Here is a 15,715-nt window from a genome sequence, read left to right on the forward strand (position 1 = left end):
TTTTCTATGCAACAGAGGCCGGTCAACTGCTTCAGCCTTGGGTCAAAACGCCGATACCTTCTTACTGATCAATCGGGAGACGCACGCATGAACCTCAACAACCTGCCCATTTCACGCAAGCTCTGGGGCGCCATCCTGTTCCTGCTGGTGGCCATGCTGCTGGTGGCGGGGCTGACGATGCGGCGGGCGCAGGTGGTTCAGCAGGAGGCCTTTGACCAGTCCATCCTGGCCCATCAGCTGGTGGAAAAGGCCACGCAATGGAAGGGCATGACCGAAACCGCCGTGGCCCGCAGCCTGGCCTCGGCCATCAGCGCAGACCCTTCGGTGGGCGCCTTCTTCAAGGAAAACCTGGCCAATGACGCGCCGCGCGTGGCCAAGCTGCGCGAAGAAATTTCCAAGGAGGCGACCACCGATGACGACAAGGCCCAGCTGAAGGACATCGTCGCCCTCGGCGGCAAACTGCTGGCGGCGAGCAAGAAGACGCGGGAACTGGGCGGCTCGGGCGACGTCTCCGGCGTCGAGGAGACCGTCAAGAACGAGTACGTGCCCTCGGTCAACGCCTATCTGGCCGCCATCGACAAATTCGTCAAGCTGCAGCAGCTCAAGGGCGAGAACGCGCAGAAGGAAGCGGCGGCGGCGCGCGGCGAGATCGTCATGTACGGCAGCATCGGCGCGCTGATCGTCATCGGCCTGGGCATGGCGGTGGCCGCCGCCTTGGTCAAGTCGATACGCCAACCCTTGCAGCAGTCGATCGATGTGGCCAGCGCCATCGCCGCCGGCGACCTGACCCAGCACATCAGCACCGAGCGCGGCGACGAGTTCGGCGCGCTGATGAAGGCGCTGCAGCACATGAATGAATCGCTGGGCCGGGTGGTGGGCAATGTGCGCGCCTCGACCGACAGCATCTCGCACGCCTCGGTGGAGATCGCCACCGGCAATGCCGACCTGTCGCAGCGCACCGAGCAGACGGCCTCGAATCTGCAGCAGACCGCCTCCTCGATGGAGGAGCTGACCAGCACCGTGCGCCAGAGCGCCGACTCGGCCCGCCAGGCCAACCAGCTGGCCTCGTCGGCCGCCGAGGTGGCCGCCCGCGGTGGCGCCGTGGTCGCCCAGGTGGTCTCGACGATGGACGAGATCAACGCCAGTTCGAAAAAGATCAGCGACATCATCGGCGTGATCGACGGCATTGCCTTCCAGACCAATATCCTGGCGCTGAATGCCGCGGTCGAGGCGGCCCGAGCCGGCGAGCAGGGCCGCGGCTTTGCCGTGGTGGCCAGCGAGGTGCGCAGCCTGGCCCAGCGCTCGGCCCAGGCGGCACGCGAGATCAAGAGCCTGATCGGCACCTCGGTCGAAAAGGTCGAAGGCGGCTCCCGCCTGGTGGCCGATGCCGGCAAGACGATGAGCGAGATCGTCGGCTCGGTGCAGCGCGTGACCGACATCATTGCCGAGATCAGCGCCGCCGCAGGCGAGCAGAGCCAGGGCATAGGCCAGGTCAATGTGGCCGTCGCCCAGCTGGACCAGATGACGCAGCAGAACGCGGCCCTGGTCGAGGAATCGGCCGCCGCCGCCGAATCGCTGAAGGAACAGGCGATGCGGCTGGCTCAGGAGGTGGCGGTGTTCAAGCTGTCGGGGCGCTGAGCCAGGGCACACTCGATCAATACCCAGTGCCGCCTCGGGCAAGCGCCTGCGACGGCCAGCGCCAACACTCGCTACCCACAGTGAACCGCCCGGGGCCGCATGTCGCGTCCCATGGCGCGGCACAGGGAGGGCGTGTTGGGAACATGGACGATAGGCGCACGGGTGGGCGCCGCTTTTGCCGGATTGATCGCGCTGATGGCGGCGCTGGCGCTGTTCTGCCTGATGTCGCTGCGCGGCACGGCCGACCTGGTCACCGAGCTGCTGGACAGGCAGTGGAAGCTGGCCCAGGGCATCGTGAAGCTGCAGGGCCTGGTGGAGTTGAATGTGTGGCGCGACACCACGCGCGTCAATGTCGCGCTGGGCGCCTATGCGGCCGAGTACAAGCGCGCCTTCGAGCAGACGCAGGCCGAGGCCAAGGCCCTGCGCGAGGCGCTGCGGGCCGTGCCGCAAGGCGCTGTGTTGTACGCGCAGTTCAAGAACGTCGACTTGCTCGCGTCCGAGTTCGCCGCGCTCACCACCGAGATCACCCGGCTGCGTGGCGAGGGCGACTATGTGGCGCTGCAGAAGATGCTGGCCGAGCAGCACACGCCGGCCCGCGAGCGCTATGTGGCAGCACTGGGCGAGCTGGTGCGGCTGACCGATGCCGCCGCGCGCGAGGCCGGCGCGCAGGCCGGCGAGCGCGTCAGCACGGCCCAGGCCTGGGTCGCCCTCCTGCTATGCGCGGCCATCGCCAGCGCCACCCTGTTCGCCTGGCGACTGGTTCGCGGCATCAGCCGTCCCGTACGGGCCGTGGTGGGCCAGGCCAGGGCGATGGCCGATGGCGACCTGTCCGGTCAGCTGGCCCAGGATGGCGCGGCCGAGGTCGGTGACTTGCAGCGGGCGCTGGCCGGCATGCAGAGCGGGCTGCGCACCCTGGTGTCCCAGGTCCACCAGGCCAGTGACGCCACCTCGCTGGCCAGCCAGGAGATTGCCCGCGCGAATCAGGACCTCAGCGAACGCTCCGAGCACACAGCCAGCCTGCTGCAGGAGGCCACCGCCTCGGTTGCCGAGCTGCACCTGCTGGCGGACAACACTGCCTCCTCTGCGGCCGAAGCCAATCAGCTGGCCACCCGCGCCGCCGCCGATGCCCACAGCGGCGCCGGCACGGTGCTGAAGGTGATTGCCTGCATCGACGATGTGCATGCGCACTCGAAGCAGATTGGCGAAATCATCCAGCTGATCAATGGCATTGCGCTGCAGACAGACATCCTGGCGCTGAACGCAGCGGCCGAGTCGGCCCGCGCCGGCATCCATGGCAAGGGCTTCTCGGTGGTGGCCGACGAGGTACGCAACCTGGCCCGCCGCTGTGCCAGCGCCGGTACCCAGATCAAGACCCTGGTGCTGGACGCCAACGCCCGCGCCGAAGAAGCGGTGGCGCTGGCGCGCGATGCCGGCGAGGCGATGCAGCGCTGCGTCGGCGGCGCCGAGGGCGTGGCCCGGCTGATCGCCCGCATCCACAGCGGCAGCACCCAACAGTCGAAGCAGGTGGCACAGGTCAGTGCAAGCGCCGCACACATCGACCGCCTGACCCAGGCCAATGCGGCCCTGGTCGAACAGTCGGCCGCCGCCGCCACCGGCCTCAGCGAGCAGGCTCATCGGCTGGTGCAGTTGGTGCGCGTGTTCCGTCTAACGCCAGTCACCCCGGCCCCGCACCCTGCGCAGCCCGCCTCACCCGAATCCGTACGCTATGCAAGAACAACAGTTTGACTATGTGATCGCGGGCGCCGGCTCGGCCGGCTGCGTGCTCGCCCACCGGCTGGTGAAGGCCGGCTTCTCGGTGCTGCTGCTGGAGGCTGGCCCGAAGGACGACTCGCCCTTCATCCACATGCCCGCCACCTTCGTCAAGGTGATAGGCACCGAGCGCACCTGGCTTTACGAAACCGAACCGCAGCCCGGCGCTCAGGGCCGTGTCATGCACGTGCCCCAGGGCCGCACGCTGGGCGGCGGCAGCTCGGTCAACGCGATGGTCTACACCCGCGGCACGGCCCAGGACTATGACGACTGGGCGGCCCTGGGCTGCAGCGGCTGGGACTGGAGCCAGGTCTTGCCGGCCTTCCGCCGCGCCGAGGGCAATCAGCGTCTGGCGGGCGAGTTCCATGGCACAGACGGGCCGCTGAAGGTCAGCGACACGCGCTACCGCCATCCGCTGAGCCTGGCCTTCGTCAGGGCCGCGCAGCAGATCGGCCATCGCTACAACGACGACTTCAACGGCGCCCGCCAGGCCGGCGTGGGCTTCTACCAGACCACGACGATGGACGGCAAACGTGCCAGCACGGCCGCCACCTACCTGGCCGCCGTGCTGAAAAATCCGCTGCTGACCGTGCACACCCGTGCCCATGTGCTGAAGATGGACGTCGAAGATGGCGAGGCCCGCGGCCTGCGCTGGCGCGACAGTGCAGGCACCGAGCACCTGGCGCTGGCGCGGCGCGAGGTGGTGCTCAGCACCGGCGCGCTGGCCAGCCCCAAGCTGCTGCTGCTGTCGGGCATAGGCCCGGGGGCGCAGCTGCAGCAGTTGGGCATCCCGGTGCTGCGCGATCTGCCCGGCGTCGGCGAGAACTACCAGGACCATCTGGAGGTTTCGGTCTATGGCCGCGCTCGCGAGCCCATCAGCCTGCTGGGCCAGGACCAGGGCCTGCGCGCGCTGCGCCACGGCCTGCAGTGGACGCTCTACAAGCAAGGCCTGCTGAGCTCCAATGTGGTCGAGTCCGGCGGCTTTTTCGACACCACCGGCAGCGGCCGCCCCGATGTGCAGTTTCATGTGCTGCCCACGCTGGTGGGCGATGTGAACCGGGAGCCGCTGGCCGGCCACGGCCTGTCACTGAACCCCTGCTTTCTGCGGCCGGCCTCGCGCGGCGTGGTGCGCCTGCGCAATGCCGACCCCATGGCGCCGATCTGGTTCGACGCCCGGGCCCTGAGCAAGCAGCAGGATGTGGACACCCTGGTGCGCGGCGTCAAGCTGGCGCGGCGCATGCTGCGCGCGCCGGCACTGCGCGCCGTGATCAGCGCCGAGCTGGCTCCGGCCGTGCAGGACGAGGTGGCCGACGGCCTGCTCGAAGCCCACGTGCGCAGCCATGCCAAGACCGTCTACCACCCGGCCGGCACCTGCAAGATGGGCATAGACGCGATGGCCGTCGTCAGCCCCGAGCTGAAGGTGCACGGCATCCGCCGCCTGCGCGTCTGCGACGCCTCAGTGATGCCCACCTTGATCAGCGCCAACACCAATGCGCCCACCGTGATGATCGCCGAGCGCTGCGCTGAAATTATGTTGAACGAAGCCGTGCCTCCACGCTGAAGCAAGGCTGCACTGTCAGTCAAACAATCGTCGCCATGGCCACCTAGAGTGCCGGCATCAATAGCAGTCGGGAGACAGGCATGAATTCATTCCACGGCAAGGTAGCCTTCATCACCGGGGGCGGCACCGGCATCGGCGCGGCCGTGGCCCAGCAGCTGGCCGCGGCCGGCGCCAAGGTGGTGCTGATGGGCCGGCGGCTGGAGCCGCTGCAGGCCGTGGCCCAACCGCTGGGTGGCCTGGCCTTGGCCGGCGATGCGGCCGACGCCGCCGATGTGCGCAAGGCGCTGGCCCAGGCGCACGAGGCCTTCGGCAAGGTCGACCTGCTGGTGGCCAATGCCGGCGGCCACGGCATCGGCACGGCCATCGACACGACGGACGATTCCTGGGCCCAGGCCACGCGCCTGAACCTGGACACCGCCTTCGTCTGCGCCCGCGAGGCCCTGCCCGACCTGATCGCGCAACGCGGCAACATCGTCATCCTGTCCTCGCTGGCCGGGCACTTCGCCGGCCCGGGTGTGGTCGGCTATGTGACGATGAAGCATGCCCTGATCGGCCTGACCCGCTCGCTGGCCCGCGACTACGGGCCGCAGGGCGTGCGCGTCAACGCCGTCTGCCCCGGCTGGGTGCGCACGGCCATGGCCGACGAGCAGATGCAGGTATTGATCGACAAATACCAGCTCGCTGATGTGGATGCCGCCTACGACAGGGTCACGCGCAACGTGCCCATGCGCCGCGCCGCCTCGGCCGATGACGTGGCCAATGCGGTGCTGTTCCTGGCCTCACCGCTGGCCGCCATGATCACCGGCACTTCGCTGATGGTGGACGGCGGTGCCTCCGCCGTCGATCTGCCGACGATTGCCTTTGCTGATTGATAACGGAGACTCCATGAGCAACCAACGCCCCGCGGGCTGGAAGAACTACGACGACTTCGCCGACGGCATCGCCAGCAACCGCCTGCCCGCCTCGGCCGCCCTGGTCGGCAAGACGCTGCGTCTGAACCTGCCCGCCTTTGTGCTGACCCTGAGCCCCAGCGATCCGCACCGCCTGAGCTGGTCCGAGCAGGGCCAGCACCACGGGCATGGCGAGGACTGGTATGAGGCGATCGAGGTCGCCCCCGACACCTTCTTCATCGACATCACCCAGGCCTCGCGTCCGCAGGAGGCGCTGACGGTGATCGTCAACACCCGCACTTTGCGCGTGCTGGCGATTCGCTGCCAGATCATCAGTACGGAAGCGGCCGGCGGCGAGCCCCGCGTGCCGCAGGACTTCTGGGTCGGCACGCTGGGCGACGACCCATCCGCCACCACCGGCCCGGTGCCCGCACCGACGCGCGATCTGATAGGCCTGCGAACCTGGCAGACCTACAGCCCCAGCCACACCTACGAGCACACCTATCTGAGCTCCAGCCGTTACGCCTGGCAATGCCTGGTGGGCGTGCAGCGCGGCCATGGCGATGTGGACCTGGCCAGCTACTACAAATTCGACGAGAACCAGTACATCTTCACCTTCCGCGAGTTCAAGATCCCGGTCGCCTCGGTGTTCTTCTTCAACTTCGCGGCAGGCCGCTCCACCGGCAAGTTCCTGGGCCTGACCGGCGCCGGCGAGATTGCCAACAACCCGGCCGGCGCTTTCATGCGCAAGGCTTCCATGACTTTCTACGCCCAAGGCGAGGAGCCAGTCTGATGCGCACCAATCTGCAGATCATTCAGGAACACTACGCGGCCTCCGACCGCCAGGACATCGCCGCGATGATGGCTGACGTGGCCCCCGACGCCCGCTGGACCGAGGCCGCCGGCTTCCCCTGCGCCGGCACGCATGTGGGCCCGCAACAGATCATCGACAAGGTATTCAAGGTGCTGGGCGGCGAGTGGGAGGGCTACACCTTCAAGCTCGAATCGCTGATCGACGGCGGCGCGACGATTGCCGGCGTGGGCACCTACTCGGGCACCTACCGCAAGACCGGCAAAGCGATGCAGGCACGCGTCGTCCATGTGTGGCAACTCGACGCCGGCAAGATCCGCGCCTTCGAGCAGTTCACCGACACCCTGCTGGTGGCACGGGCGATGACATAGGGTGAGGAGTGGGATGGCTCGGTTCCAGGCTGGACCGTCCGAATTCACAGCCGCCTTCGGGCGGCTTTTTTCTTCATCGTCGATCTGCGGGCTTTTAGCGACGCAGAAGGCTGGGTAGGCCCGCAGCTCGAGTCACGCTAGCACCGGCTCCTTCGGAAACCGACTCATTTGATCGACAGCGCCCATTGCACCCCCGTGCGCGCAAGTCCATCTGGCGCTGCATCTCCAGTCAAACGCCCTGCCTCTCCACTTCCTACGATGACTTGTCTGATCCCATTCATCAACAAGAGGAGACATCATGGCACGCAAAATAAGCGCAATCACCTTCGCCGCAATGGCGGCACTGCTGGCCGGCAACGCCCTAGCCACCGAGGGCGGCGGCGGGGTCTATCCGAACGGCAATGAGAACTATCTGGTCGGCGCGATGCCGCCCCCCGGCACCTACTGGCTGGCCTACGCTGGCTATGACCACCTGACCAAGCTGCGCGACAACAACGGCGACCGCATCAATGTGCCCTTCGACGTCAAGGTCGGTGCCTTCGCGCCGCGCTTCGTCTGGGTCACCGACACCAAGATTCTGGGCGGTCAGCTGGCCTGGCATGTGATAGCTCCGCTGCTCAATGTCGATGTCAGCGTGGCCGGCAGCAGCCAACGCAAGACCGGCCTGGGCGACATTGTGTTCGGCCCCGGCCTCGGCTATCACGAGGGCAATCTGCACTATGTGTTCGCGCTGGACGTCAATGCGCCGACCGGCTCGTACAAGAAGACCGACATGGCCAACACCAGCCGCAACTACTGGAATCTGGAGCCGCTGATCGCCGTCAGCTATGTGCAACCGCAGGGCATCAATGCCGACATCAAGTTTCACTACGACTTCAATGCCGAGAACAAGGACACGAAGTACAAGTCCGGCCAGGAATTCCACTTCGACTATGCGCTGGGCTATGGCTTCGGCAACGGCTGGGTGGCCGGCGTGGGCGGCTATGTCTACCAGCAGGTCACGGCCGACAAGCTGAATGGCGCGACGGTGGCCAATGCCAAGGGCGAGGCGATGGGCTTCGGGCCCTCGATCAAGTACGACAACGGCAAGGGCTTCTTCATCACCGCCAAGTGGCAGAAGGACTTCTCGGTCAAGAACCGGGCCGAGGGCACGGCGCTGAAGGTCAAGTTCTCGATTCCTTTCTAGGCGGCGGTGCCCCCCGGATTGCGCTGCGCTTCATCCGGGCTACGAACGCTGTAGCCCGCATGCAATGCGGGGTCGTACCTCTGTGCACCGGCATGCAATCCGCGCTGCGCTGCCAGACAAGCGCCGCGGCAGGCCCCTGCCTACAGTGCCCGAAGACTGCGCCACCCCAAGACCCAGGAGTTCTTTCATGCACCCGCGAGATCTATCGCTTGAACAGCTTGCCAAGGTCGGCTTTCTCGCGCGCCACCGGCACCACAACTTCATAGACGGCCGAGCCAGCCCGGCGGCCTCGGGCCTGTTCACCCCGGTGGTGGACCCGGCCACCGAGCTGGTCGTCGCCGAGGCGTCGGACAGCGACGAGCGCGATGTCGAGCTGGCCGTGGCCAGCGCGCGCCGCACCTTCGAGGACTCGGCCTGGTCGGCCATGCTGCCGGCCGAGCGCGAGCGCCTGCTCTACAGGCTGTCGCAGCTGATCGACGAGCATGCCGACGAGCTGAGCGCGCTGGAGACCCTGCAAAGCGGCAAGCTGCAGGCGATTGCGCGGATGATCGATGTCGGCAGCGGTGCCGCCTTCGTGCGCTATATGGCCGGCTGGGCGACCAAGCTGGAGGGTCAGACCCTGGACCCATCCATTCCGGGCCCACCGGGCACGCACTACATCATCTACACCCGGCGCGAGGCGGTGGGCGTGGTGGCGGCGGTCGTGCCCTGGAACTTTCCGCTGGCGATTGCCCTGTGGAAGGTCGCTCCCGCACTGGCGGCCGGCTGCACCGTGGTGCTCAAGCCCTCGGAGGAGACACCGCTGACGGCGCTGCGCCTGGCCGAACTGGTGATGCAGGCGGGCTTTCCGGCCGGCGTGCTGAATGTGGTCTGCGGCCGCGGCCACACGGCCGGTGCGGCGCTGACCCGCCACCCGGACGTCAACAAGATCAGCTTCACCGGCTCCACCGCCGTGGGCAAGCAGATCGGCCATGCGGCGGTCGAGAATATGGCGCGCATGACGCTGGAGCTGGGCGGCAAGTCGCCGATGATCGTGCTGGCCGATGCCGACCCGGCCAAGGCGGCCCTCGGCGCGGCCATGGGCATCTTCTTCAACCAGGGTCAGGTCTGCACTGCAGGCTCGCGGCTCTATGTCCATCGGTCGATCTTCGACCAAGTGCTGCGGGGTCTGGCCGAGGCTGCCCAGTCACTAAAGATAGGCTCCGGCTTCGATGCCGCCTCGCAGCTGGGCCCGCTGGCCTCGAAGCGCCATTTCGAGCGCGTGCTGGGTTTCATCGCCGAGGCACGGGCCGAGGGCGCGCGCGTCGTCACCGGCGGAGAGCGGGCGCTGGCCGGTGGCTACTTCGTGCAGCCCACCGTGCTGACCGATGTGCATGCCGGCATGCGCATCGTGCGCGAGGAGGTGTTCGGCCCGGTCATCGTCGTCATTCCCTTCGACGATGTCGACGAGGCCGTGCGTCTGGCCAATGACAACCCGATGGGGTTGGCGGCCAGCATCTGGTCCAACGACCTGTCGGCCGTGCACCGGCTGATTCCGCGGCTGAAGGCCGGCACCGTCTGGGTCAACACTCACAACATGCTGGACAACGGCCTGCCGCTGGGCGGCTACAAGCAATCGGGCTATGGGCGCGACCTGGGCCGCGCCGCCGTCGAGAGTTTCACCGAGCTGAAAAGCGTGTGCATGGCCGTTTGAGCCCAGAGCGCACCACACAACCACAACAGGAGACAAGCAATATGAAGCACTTCATCCAACGCGCCTTGCCCGTGGCCCTGGGACTGACGGCGCTCAGCGGCGCCGGCTGGGCACAGAACGTCAGCTGCGGGCTGAACAGCGGCAAGGCCGCCACCGGCGAACCACTGCCCATCGGCGCCGTGGTCGGCAAGACCGGGCCCGACGACTTCAGCTCGGCCGCAGGTGCCGCCGCCGCCTACTTCAAGTGCGTCAACGCCAACGGCGGCATCAATGGCCGGCCGGTCGAGTACATCGTCGCCGACGACCAGTGGAACCCGGAGACGGCGACACAGGTGGCCTCCAAGCTGGTCAAGGACCGCAAGGTGCTGGCCATGGCCGGCAACACCAGCTTCGTCGAGTGCGGCGCCAACGCGAAGATGTATGCGCAGGAAGACGTGATGGTGATCGCCGGCGTCGGCGTGCCGCGCGAATGCTTCAATGCCAAGAACTATGCGCCGATCAACTCGGGGCCCCGCGTCTCCGGCACGATCGCCGCGATGTATGCGGCCAAGAAGTACGGCGCCAAGAAGATGGTCTGCATCATCCCCAACATCCCCAGCCTGGGCAACTGGGCCTGCGAGGGCCCGAAGGAATGGGGGGCCAAGAACGGCGTGTTGTCGGAAACCATCGTCATCGACCCGGGCTCGGCCGACGCCACCTCGGTGATGCTGCAGGCGGCGAGCAAGAAGCCCGACGTCATCATCATGAACGTACCCAAGGGCATTCTGGTGCCCATGCTGGCCGCGGCCGAGCAGCAGAACCTGGGCAAGAAGATCCACTTCGTGTCGTCCGCCCCTGCCTACAACACCGAGGTGCCCAAGGCCATTGGCGCCTACTGGAAGAACAACTTCGACACCAATCTCGAGTTCCAGCCGCTGGAGGCCGGCGGCCCGGACAACAAGAACTGGCTGACGCTGATGGACAAGTACGGCAACAAGTCCGACCCGCGCGACACCTTCTCGCAGGCTGGCTATCTGGCCGCACGCGTGGTCACCGAAGCGATGCTGAAGCTGGACCCGAAGAAGATTGACCGCGCCGCCGTCAGCAATGCGCTGCGCGCGGTCAACGGTTTCAAGAGCGACATCCTGTGCAAGCCCTTCTACGTCGGCAACGGCAGCCGCCACAACGCCAACAACAGCGGGCCGATGGCCACCAGCACCGGCACCGCCTGGGCCATCGCCCCGGGCGGCTGCATGACGGCCGATGACCCCGAACTGGCCGACATCCGCGCCGACGAGAAGAAGATGGGCATCAAGTAAGCCATGGTGGACTTGCTGCCTTTCCTGGTCTCCGGTCTGGGCATCGGCGCCGTCTATGCCCTGTCCGGGGTGGGTCTGGTGGTGCTGTACCGATCGTCGGGCGTGCTGAACTTCGCCTTCGGCGCGCTCGGCGCGATCGGCGCCTATGTGGCCTGGTCTTTGCTGGACCAGGACTGGCCGCAGTGGCTGGCCTGGGCCAGCGCGATAGCCACGGCGATGGCGCTGTCGCTGGCCTATGGCCGGCTGCTGGCACCCAAGCTGGCCCACCGCGACCCGACCATACGCAGCATAGGCACGCTGGGCTTTGCGCTGATCGTGATGGGCTTCACCGAGTGGTACTGGGGCGCCCAGCCGCGCCGGCTGGTGCTGCCCACCGACGCCGAGGCGCTGGAGTTCGCCGATGTGCGCCTGACCTACACCCGCGTGCTCGGCCTCACCCTGGCGCTGGCGATGATGGCGGGCATTGGCCTGCTCCTGAGCCGCACCCGCATCGGCCTGAAGATGCGTGCGCTGGCCAATGACCGCGACCTGAGCGCGCTATTGGGGATTCGCGTGCTGCAGGTGGACACGGTGGCCTGGGTGCTGTCGGGCGCCTTCGCCGGCGTCTGCGGCCTGCTGCTGGCCAATATCGTGCGGCTGCAGGCCACCCTGCTGACCTTTCTGGTGATACCGGCCTTTGCCGCCGCCATCCTGGGCCGGCTGAACTCGCTGCCGGTGACGGTGACGGCCGGCATCAGCATAGGCGTGCTGGAGGCCCTGGCCATCACGGTGCCAGGTTTCGCCCCCTACCGCACGGCCGTGCCCTTTCTGGTGGCGCTGGCGGCCATCCTCTTTTTCCGCAGCGATGCACGCAAGGCCTGATAGCCGTTGTTGATGATGTCCTACGAGCAAACCCTTTCCCCTCACAGCACCGGAGCACCAGGTGAACTGCAGCAGGCACTGGCCCGCGCCGTCAGCGAAGCCCGCCGCTCCTGGCTGACGATGCTGTTGCTGCTGTCGCTTCTCGCCCTGGCGCTGCCCTGGCTGGCCAATGCCTACTGGATCAAGAGCCTGATCTCGGCCATGGCCCTGGCCGTGGCCGCCGCGGGTGTGGCCCTGCTCTATGGGCAGCTGGGCCTGGTGACCTTGTGCCAGCACGCGCTGCTGGGCGCCGGCGGCTGGGTCGCACTGCGGCTCAGCCACGGCCTGCAGCTGCCCTTCGAGTTGTGCGTGCTGGCAGCCGGGGCCACCTCATGCCTGATCGGCATGCTGGCCGGCCTGCCGGCGCTGCGCATGAAGGGGCTGTACCTGGCGCTGGTCACCCTGATGATGGCCGGTGGCTTCCAGGTCGTGATCAGTGCAACAGGTTTCCCCGATGGCGGCGAGGGCTGGCTGGGCCGCGTCGTCGGCAGCGAGCGGCTGATGATGGCGCGCCCGGCGCTGGCGCTGTCCGACGCCGCCTATTTCCGCTATGTGGTGATCTGCCTGGCCCTGGTGCTGAGCCTGATCGAGCTGCACCGCCGCACCAAGGCCGGCCGCTCCTGGGCGCTGATACGCCGCGGCGAGGCGGCCGCCGTCAGCGCCGGCGTCAATATCCTGCTATACCAGACCTGGGCCTTCGGCCTGGCGGGCTTTTGCGCCGGCGTCAGCGGTGCGCTGCTGGCCGGCGGCGTGGGCCAGCTGGATGGCCGCGCCTTCGGCGCCGGCGACTCGGTGATGACCTTTGCGCTGAGCGTCGTCGGCGGCGTCTACCACTGGCTGGGTCCCATCGTCGCCGGCCTGCTGATGCGGGCCGTGCCCTCGCTGCTGTCGGACTACAACGTCAGCGGCTTTCTGGCCGACATCTTCTTTGGTGCGGCCCTGCTGCATGCGCTGATCACCGCGCCTCAGGGCGTGGCCGGCCAGCTGCTGCAAGCGCTGACCGCTGTGCGACGCCGGCTGAGCGGGAGGCCCGCATGATCGAGCTGAACCAGGTCAGCGTCGCCTTCTGGGGTGTCAAGGCCATAGACGGGCTCACCGCCAGCCTCAGCGCGCCGGTCTGCGGGCTGATCGGCCCCAACGGCGCGGGCAAGACCACGTTGGTCAATTTGCTCAGCGGCCTGGTGTCGGCGGCCGAGGGCACGGTCCATGTGCAGGGCACGCCGCTGCTGGGCATGAAGCCGATTGCCCGCGTGCGCTTTGGCGTGCGGCGCTCGTTCCAGACCGAGCAGGTAGTCGAAGACCTCAGCGTCTGGGACAACGTCCGTGCCGTGCTCGACCACGTGCCGCACGAGCGGGCCAACTTGCAGGCCCAGCTGGCCGAGATCCTTGCCTACACGGGCCTGAGCTCGGTGGCCACGCGGCCCGGCCAGCAGCTCAATCTGTTCCAGCGCCGCATGGTCGAGGTGGCCAAGGCGCTGGTGGGCAAGCCCAAGCTGCTGCTGTTCGACGAGCCCGGTGCCGGCCTGACCGAGCAGGAGTCGCAGCTGCTGCGCGCCGCCATCGTCGGCATACCGGCGCGCTTCGGCGCCCAGGTGCTGCTGATCGACCATGACGTGGACCTGATCAAGGCCACCTGCACCCAGACCCTGGTGATGGACTTCGGCCGCCGTCTGGCGCTGGGCCCGACCGCCGAGGTGCTGGAAGACCCCGATGTGCGCCGCGCCTACCTCGGCACCTGAGAAAGCTATAGCGATGTTGCAAGTTCAAGACCTGGTGCTGCACCGCAGCGGCAAGGCCGTGCTGCATGGCGTGAGCCTGGAGATTCCGGCCGGCCAGATCACCGCCCTGGTGGGCGCCAATGGCGCCGGCAAGTCCAGCACGGTGATGGCCATCGCCGGCGCGCTGCCGCTGACCAGCGGCCGCATCGAGCTGAGCGGCCACGCACTCCACCGAATGCGGCCCGAGGCCGTGCGCGCCGCCGGCGTGGCCGTGGTGCCCGAGGGCCACAAGGTGCTGGGCGACCTGAGCGTGCGCGACAACCTGCGCGTGGCCGCCAGCGCGCTGCCGGCCGCCGAGGTGCCCGCGGCGCTGCAGCGCGTGCTGGCCGTCTTCCCGGAGCTGGAGGTCAAGCTGGCACAGCCGGCCAAGTCGCTGTCGGGCGGGCAGAAGCAGATGGTCTGCATCGCCCAGGCGCTGATAGCCGCGCCGCGCTATCTGGTCATCGACGAGCTGTCGCTGGGCCTGTCACCGATGATCGTCAAGCGACTGGCCGATGTGGTGCAGCAGATCGCCGCCCAGGGCGTGGGCGTGCTGCTGATCGAGCAGTTCACCAGCCTGGCCCTGGCCATCTCGACCCAGGCCTGCGTGCTGGAGCGGGGCCGTATTGCCTTCAACGGCGCCTCGGGCACGCTGCGCGAGCGGCCCGAGATCCTGCACAGCAGCTATCTGGCCTCAGCGGCTCAGTGAGCCAGCGGTAGCGCTGCAGTCCCGGCGGCCACCCGCCGCTGGAACTCCCGCGGCGCCTCCCCGAAGTGGCTCTTGAACATGCGGCAGAAGTGCGCGCTGCTGTTGAAGCCCCAGGCGAAAGCCACCTCCGAGATCATCTTGCGGCCCGGCGCGCTCAGGTCGGCATGGCAGCGCTCCAGCCGGGTCTGCCAGATATAGCGGTCCAGCGAGCAGTTTTCGTCTTCGAACACGCGGTGCAGATAGCGCTTGGAGCAGCGCATGGCCAGCGCGATGCGCTCGATGCTGAGGTCCGACTCGGCCAGGTGGGCATGCACATACTGCTTGACGCGGGCGCGCAGCACGCTGGGCAGGGTGGTGTGTTCGCTGGCCTCGCCCTGATAGGCGGCCAGCGTCGAGGCCAGCAGGCCTATCACCGTCTCGCTCAGCGGCTGGCCCACGCCATTGGGCAGGCCCGGCAGCTGTTCTGACAGCGAGCGCAGAAAGGAGCTGAGCACCGCGTACAGACCGACCACGCTGCTGGCCGTGGCCTCGCAGGTGTGCAGGCTGGGCACCTTGAAGCCGCGCAGCAACTCGCGTGGCACCTGCACCACCAGCAGATCCAGGCGCTCGAAGTTGGTCACCGAATAGGGCACGCGGGGGTCGTACAGGCTCCAGTCGCCGGGGTGCAGGTGGAAGGAACGCTCGCCCTGGCGGATCTCGGCATGGCCTTTCAGCTGCAAAACAAGCTTGTACAAGGCGTCCATCGGCAGCTCGCTGCAGATGCGTTCACGGTGCACACGGTGTGGCGGGGCGCTGATGCGCAGCATGCGCAGCGGGCCGACGTTGAAGGCCGACAGCTCGGCATCGACCGGCCCGTCGTCCAGCGCATCGACGCCCAGATCGCCGAAGTAGTTGCGGTTGATGCGTTCCCAGGCGGCGGCACGGTCCGCCAGATGTTCGCCGTGGGTGCTGAAATATTGGTGATCCATGATGGCCTCGGGGGACAGGCTGAGGACTCGGAGGCTGCTGCTGATTCGGGCGCTGGCCGCCAAGCGGGCAGGCGCGCACCAAAATACTTAATTTATTAACCATATTAGGGCATGGCGCACCAGGCCCGTATGAGGGATAACGATCAATGCGGGTATCCTGCAA

Annotated in this window: 14 protein-coding genes; 13 read left to right on the forward strand and 1 reads right to left on the reverse strand. The window is 67.5% G+C overall.

Annotated elements, in window-relative coordinates; genetic code table 11:
- Positions 1-87 precede the first annotated feature (87 nt).
- The 13 genes from DES47_RS29540 to DES47_RS06165 all read left to right on the forward strand — a co-directional run bounded on the left by DES47_RS29540 (position 88) and on the right by DES47_RS06165 (position 14,584).
- Positions 88-1,638, forward strand: coding sequence for a methyl-accepting chemotaxis protein (locus DES47_RS29540; RefSeq protein WP_166651875.1), 1,551 nt, complete (start codon positions 88-90; stop codon positions 1,636-1,638).
- 135 nt (positions 1,639-1,773) lie between these two features.
- Complete coding sequence (locus tag DES47_RS06110; RefSeq protein ID WP_166651876.1) at positions 1,774-3,384, forward strand: methyl-accepting chemotaxis protein; 1,611 nt, start codon at positions 1,774-1,776, stop codon at positions 3,382-3,384.
- Positions 3,365-4,969: a GMC family oxidoreductase gene (locus tag DES47_RS06115; RefSeq protein ID WP_133699807.1), complete on the forward strand. Its 1,605-nt coding sequence runs from the start codon at positions 3,365-3,367 to the stop codon at positions 4,967-4,969. The genes DES47_RS06110 and DES47_RS06115 overlap by 20 nt, the downstream gene beginning before the upstream one ends.
- Before the next feature lie 80 nt (positions 4,970-5,049).
- Positions 5,050-5,841, forward strand: coding sequence for an SDR family NAD(P)-dependent oxidoreductase (locus tag DES47_RS06120; RefSeq protein WP_133699808.1), 792 nt, complete (start codon positions 5,050-5,052; stop codon positions 5,839-5,841).
- A 13-nt stretch (positions 5,842-5,854) separates the two neighbouring features.
- The gene (locus DES47_RS06125; protein ID WP_133699809.1) at positions 5,855-6,652 is read left to right on the forward strand and encodes a MoaF C-terminal domain-containing protein; all 798 of its coding nucleotides are present in this window, start codon (positions 5,855-5,857) and stop codon (positions 6,650-6,652) included.
- Entirely contained in the window at positions 6,652-7,041 is a 390-nt protein-coding gene (locus DES47_RS06130) for a nuclear transport factor 2 family protein (RefSeq protein ID WP_133699810.1), read from the forward strand. The genes DES47_RS06125 and DES47_RS06130 overlap by 1 nt, the downstream gene beginning before the upstream one ends.
- A 298-nt stretch (positions 7,042-7,339) precedes the next feature.
- Positions 7,340-8,227, forward strand: coding sequence for a SphA family protein (locus tag DES47_RS06135; protein ID WP_133699811.1), 888 nt, complete (start codon positions 7,340-7,342; stop codon positions 8,225-8,227).
- Between the two features lie 187 nt (positions 8,228-8,414).
- Positions 8,415-9,920: an aldehyde dehydrogenase family protein gene (locus DES47_RS06140; protein ID WP_133699812.1), complete on the forward strand. Its 1,506-nt coding sequence runs from the start codon at positions 8,415-8,417 to the stop codon at positions 9,918-9,920.
- A gap of 41 nt (positions 9,921-9,961) precedes the next feature.
- Positions 9,962-11,218, forward strand: a complete 1,257-nt coding sequence (locus DES47_RS06145) for an ABC transporter substrate-binding protein (protein ID WP_133699813.1) — start codon at positions 9,962-9,964, stop codon at positions 11,216-11,218.
- 3 nt (positions 11,219-11,221) lie between these two features.
- On the forward strand, positions 11,222-12,079 hold the full coding sequence (locus DES47_RS06150) for a branched-chain amino acid ABC transporter permease (protein WP_133699814.1): 858 nt from the start codon (positions 11,222-11,224) through the stop codon (positions 12,077-12,079).
- 15 nt (positions 12,080-12,094) lie between these two features.
- Positions 12,095-13,156, forward strand: a complete 1,062-nt coding sequence (locus DES47_RS06155; protein ID WP_133700757.1) for an ABC transporter permease subunit — start codon at positions 12,095-12,097, stop codon at positions 13,154-13,156.
- Entirely contained in the window at positions 13,153-13,857 is a 705-nt protein-coding gene (locus DES47_RS06160) for an ABC transporter ATP-binding protein (protein WP_133699815.1), read from the forward strand. The genes DES47_RS06155 and DES47_RS06160 overlap by 4 nt, the downstream gene beginning before the upstream one ends.
- A 13-nt stretch (positions 13,858-13,870) precedes the next feature.
- Entirely contained in the window at positions 13,871-14,584 is a 714-nt protein-coding gene (locus DES47_RS06165; RefSeq protein WP_208114922.1) for an ABC transporter ATP-binding protein, read from the forward strand.
- On the opposite strand, the gene DES47_RS06170 is transcribed toward DES47_RS06165, so the two are convergent.
- Positions 14,578-15,555 (reverse strand): AraC-like ligand-binding domain-containing protein, encoded by a 978-nt coding sequence (locus DES47_RS06170; RefSeq protein WP_133700758.1) that lies wholly within the window; start codon positions 15,553-15,555, stop codon positions 14,578-14,580. The two genes, DES47_RS06165 and DES47_RS06170, sit on opposite strands and share 7 nt — an antisense overlap.
- Between the last annotated feature and the right edge of the window lie 160 nt (positions 15,556-15,715).

Origin of the sequence: Roseateles toxinivorans (assembly GCF_004362525.1) — a bacterium.
Taxonomy (GTDB): domain Bacteria; phylum Pseudomonadota; class Gammaproteobacteria; order Burkholderiales; family Burkholderiaceae_C; genus Paucibacter; species Paucibacter toxinivorans.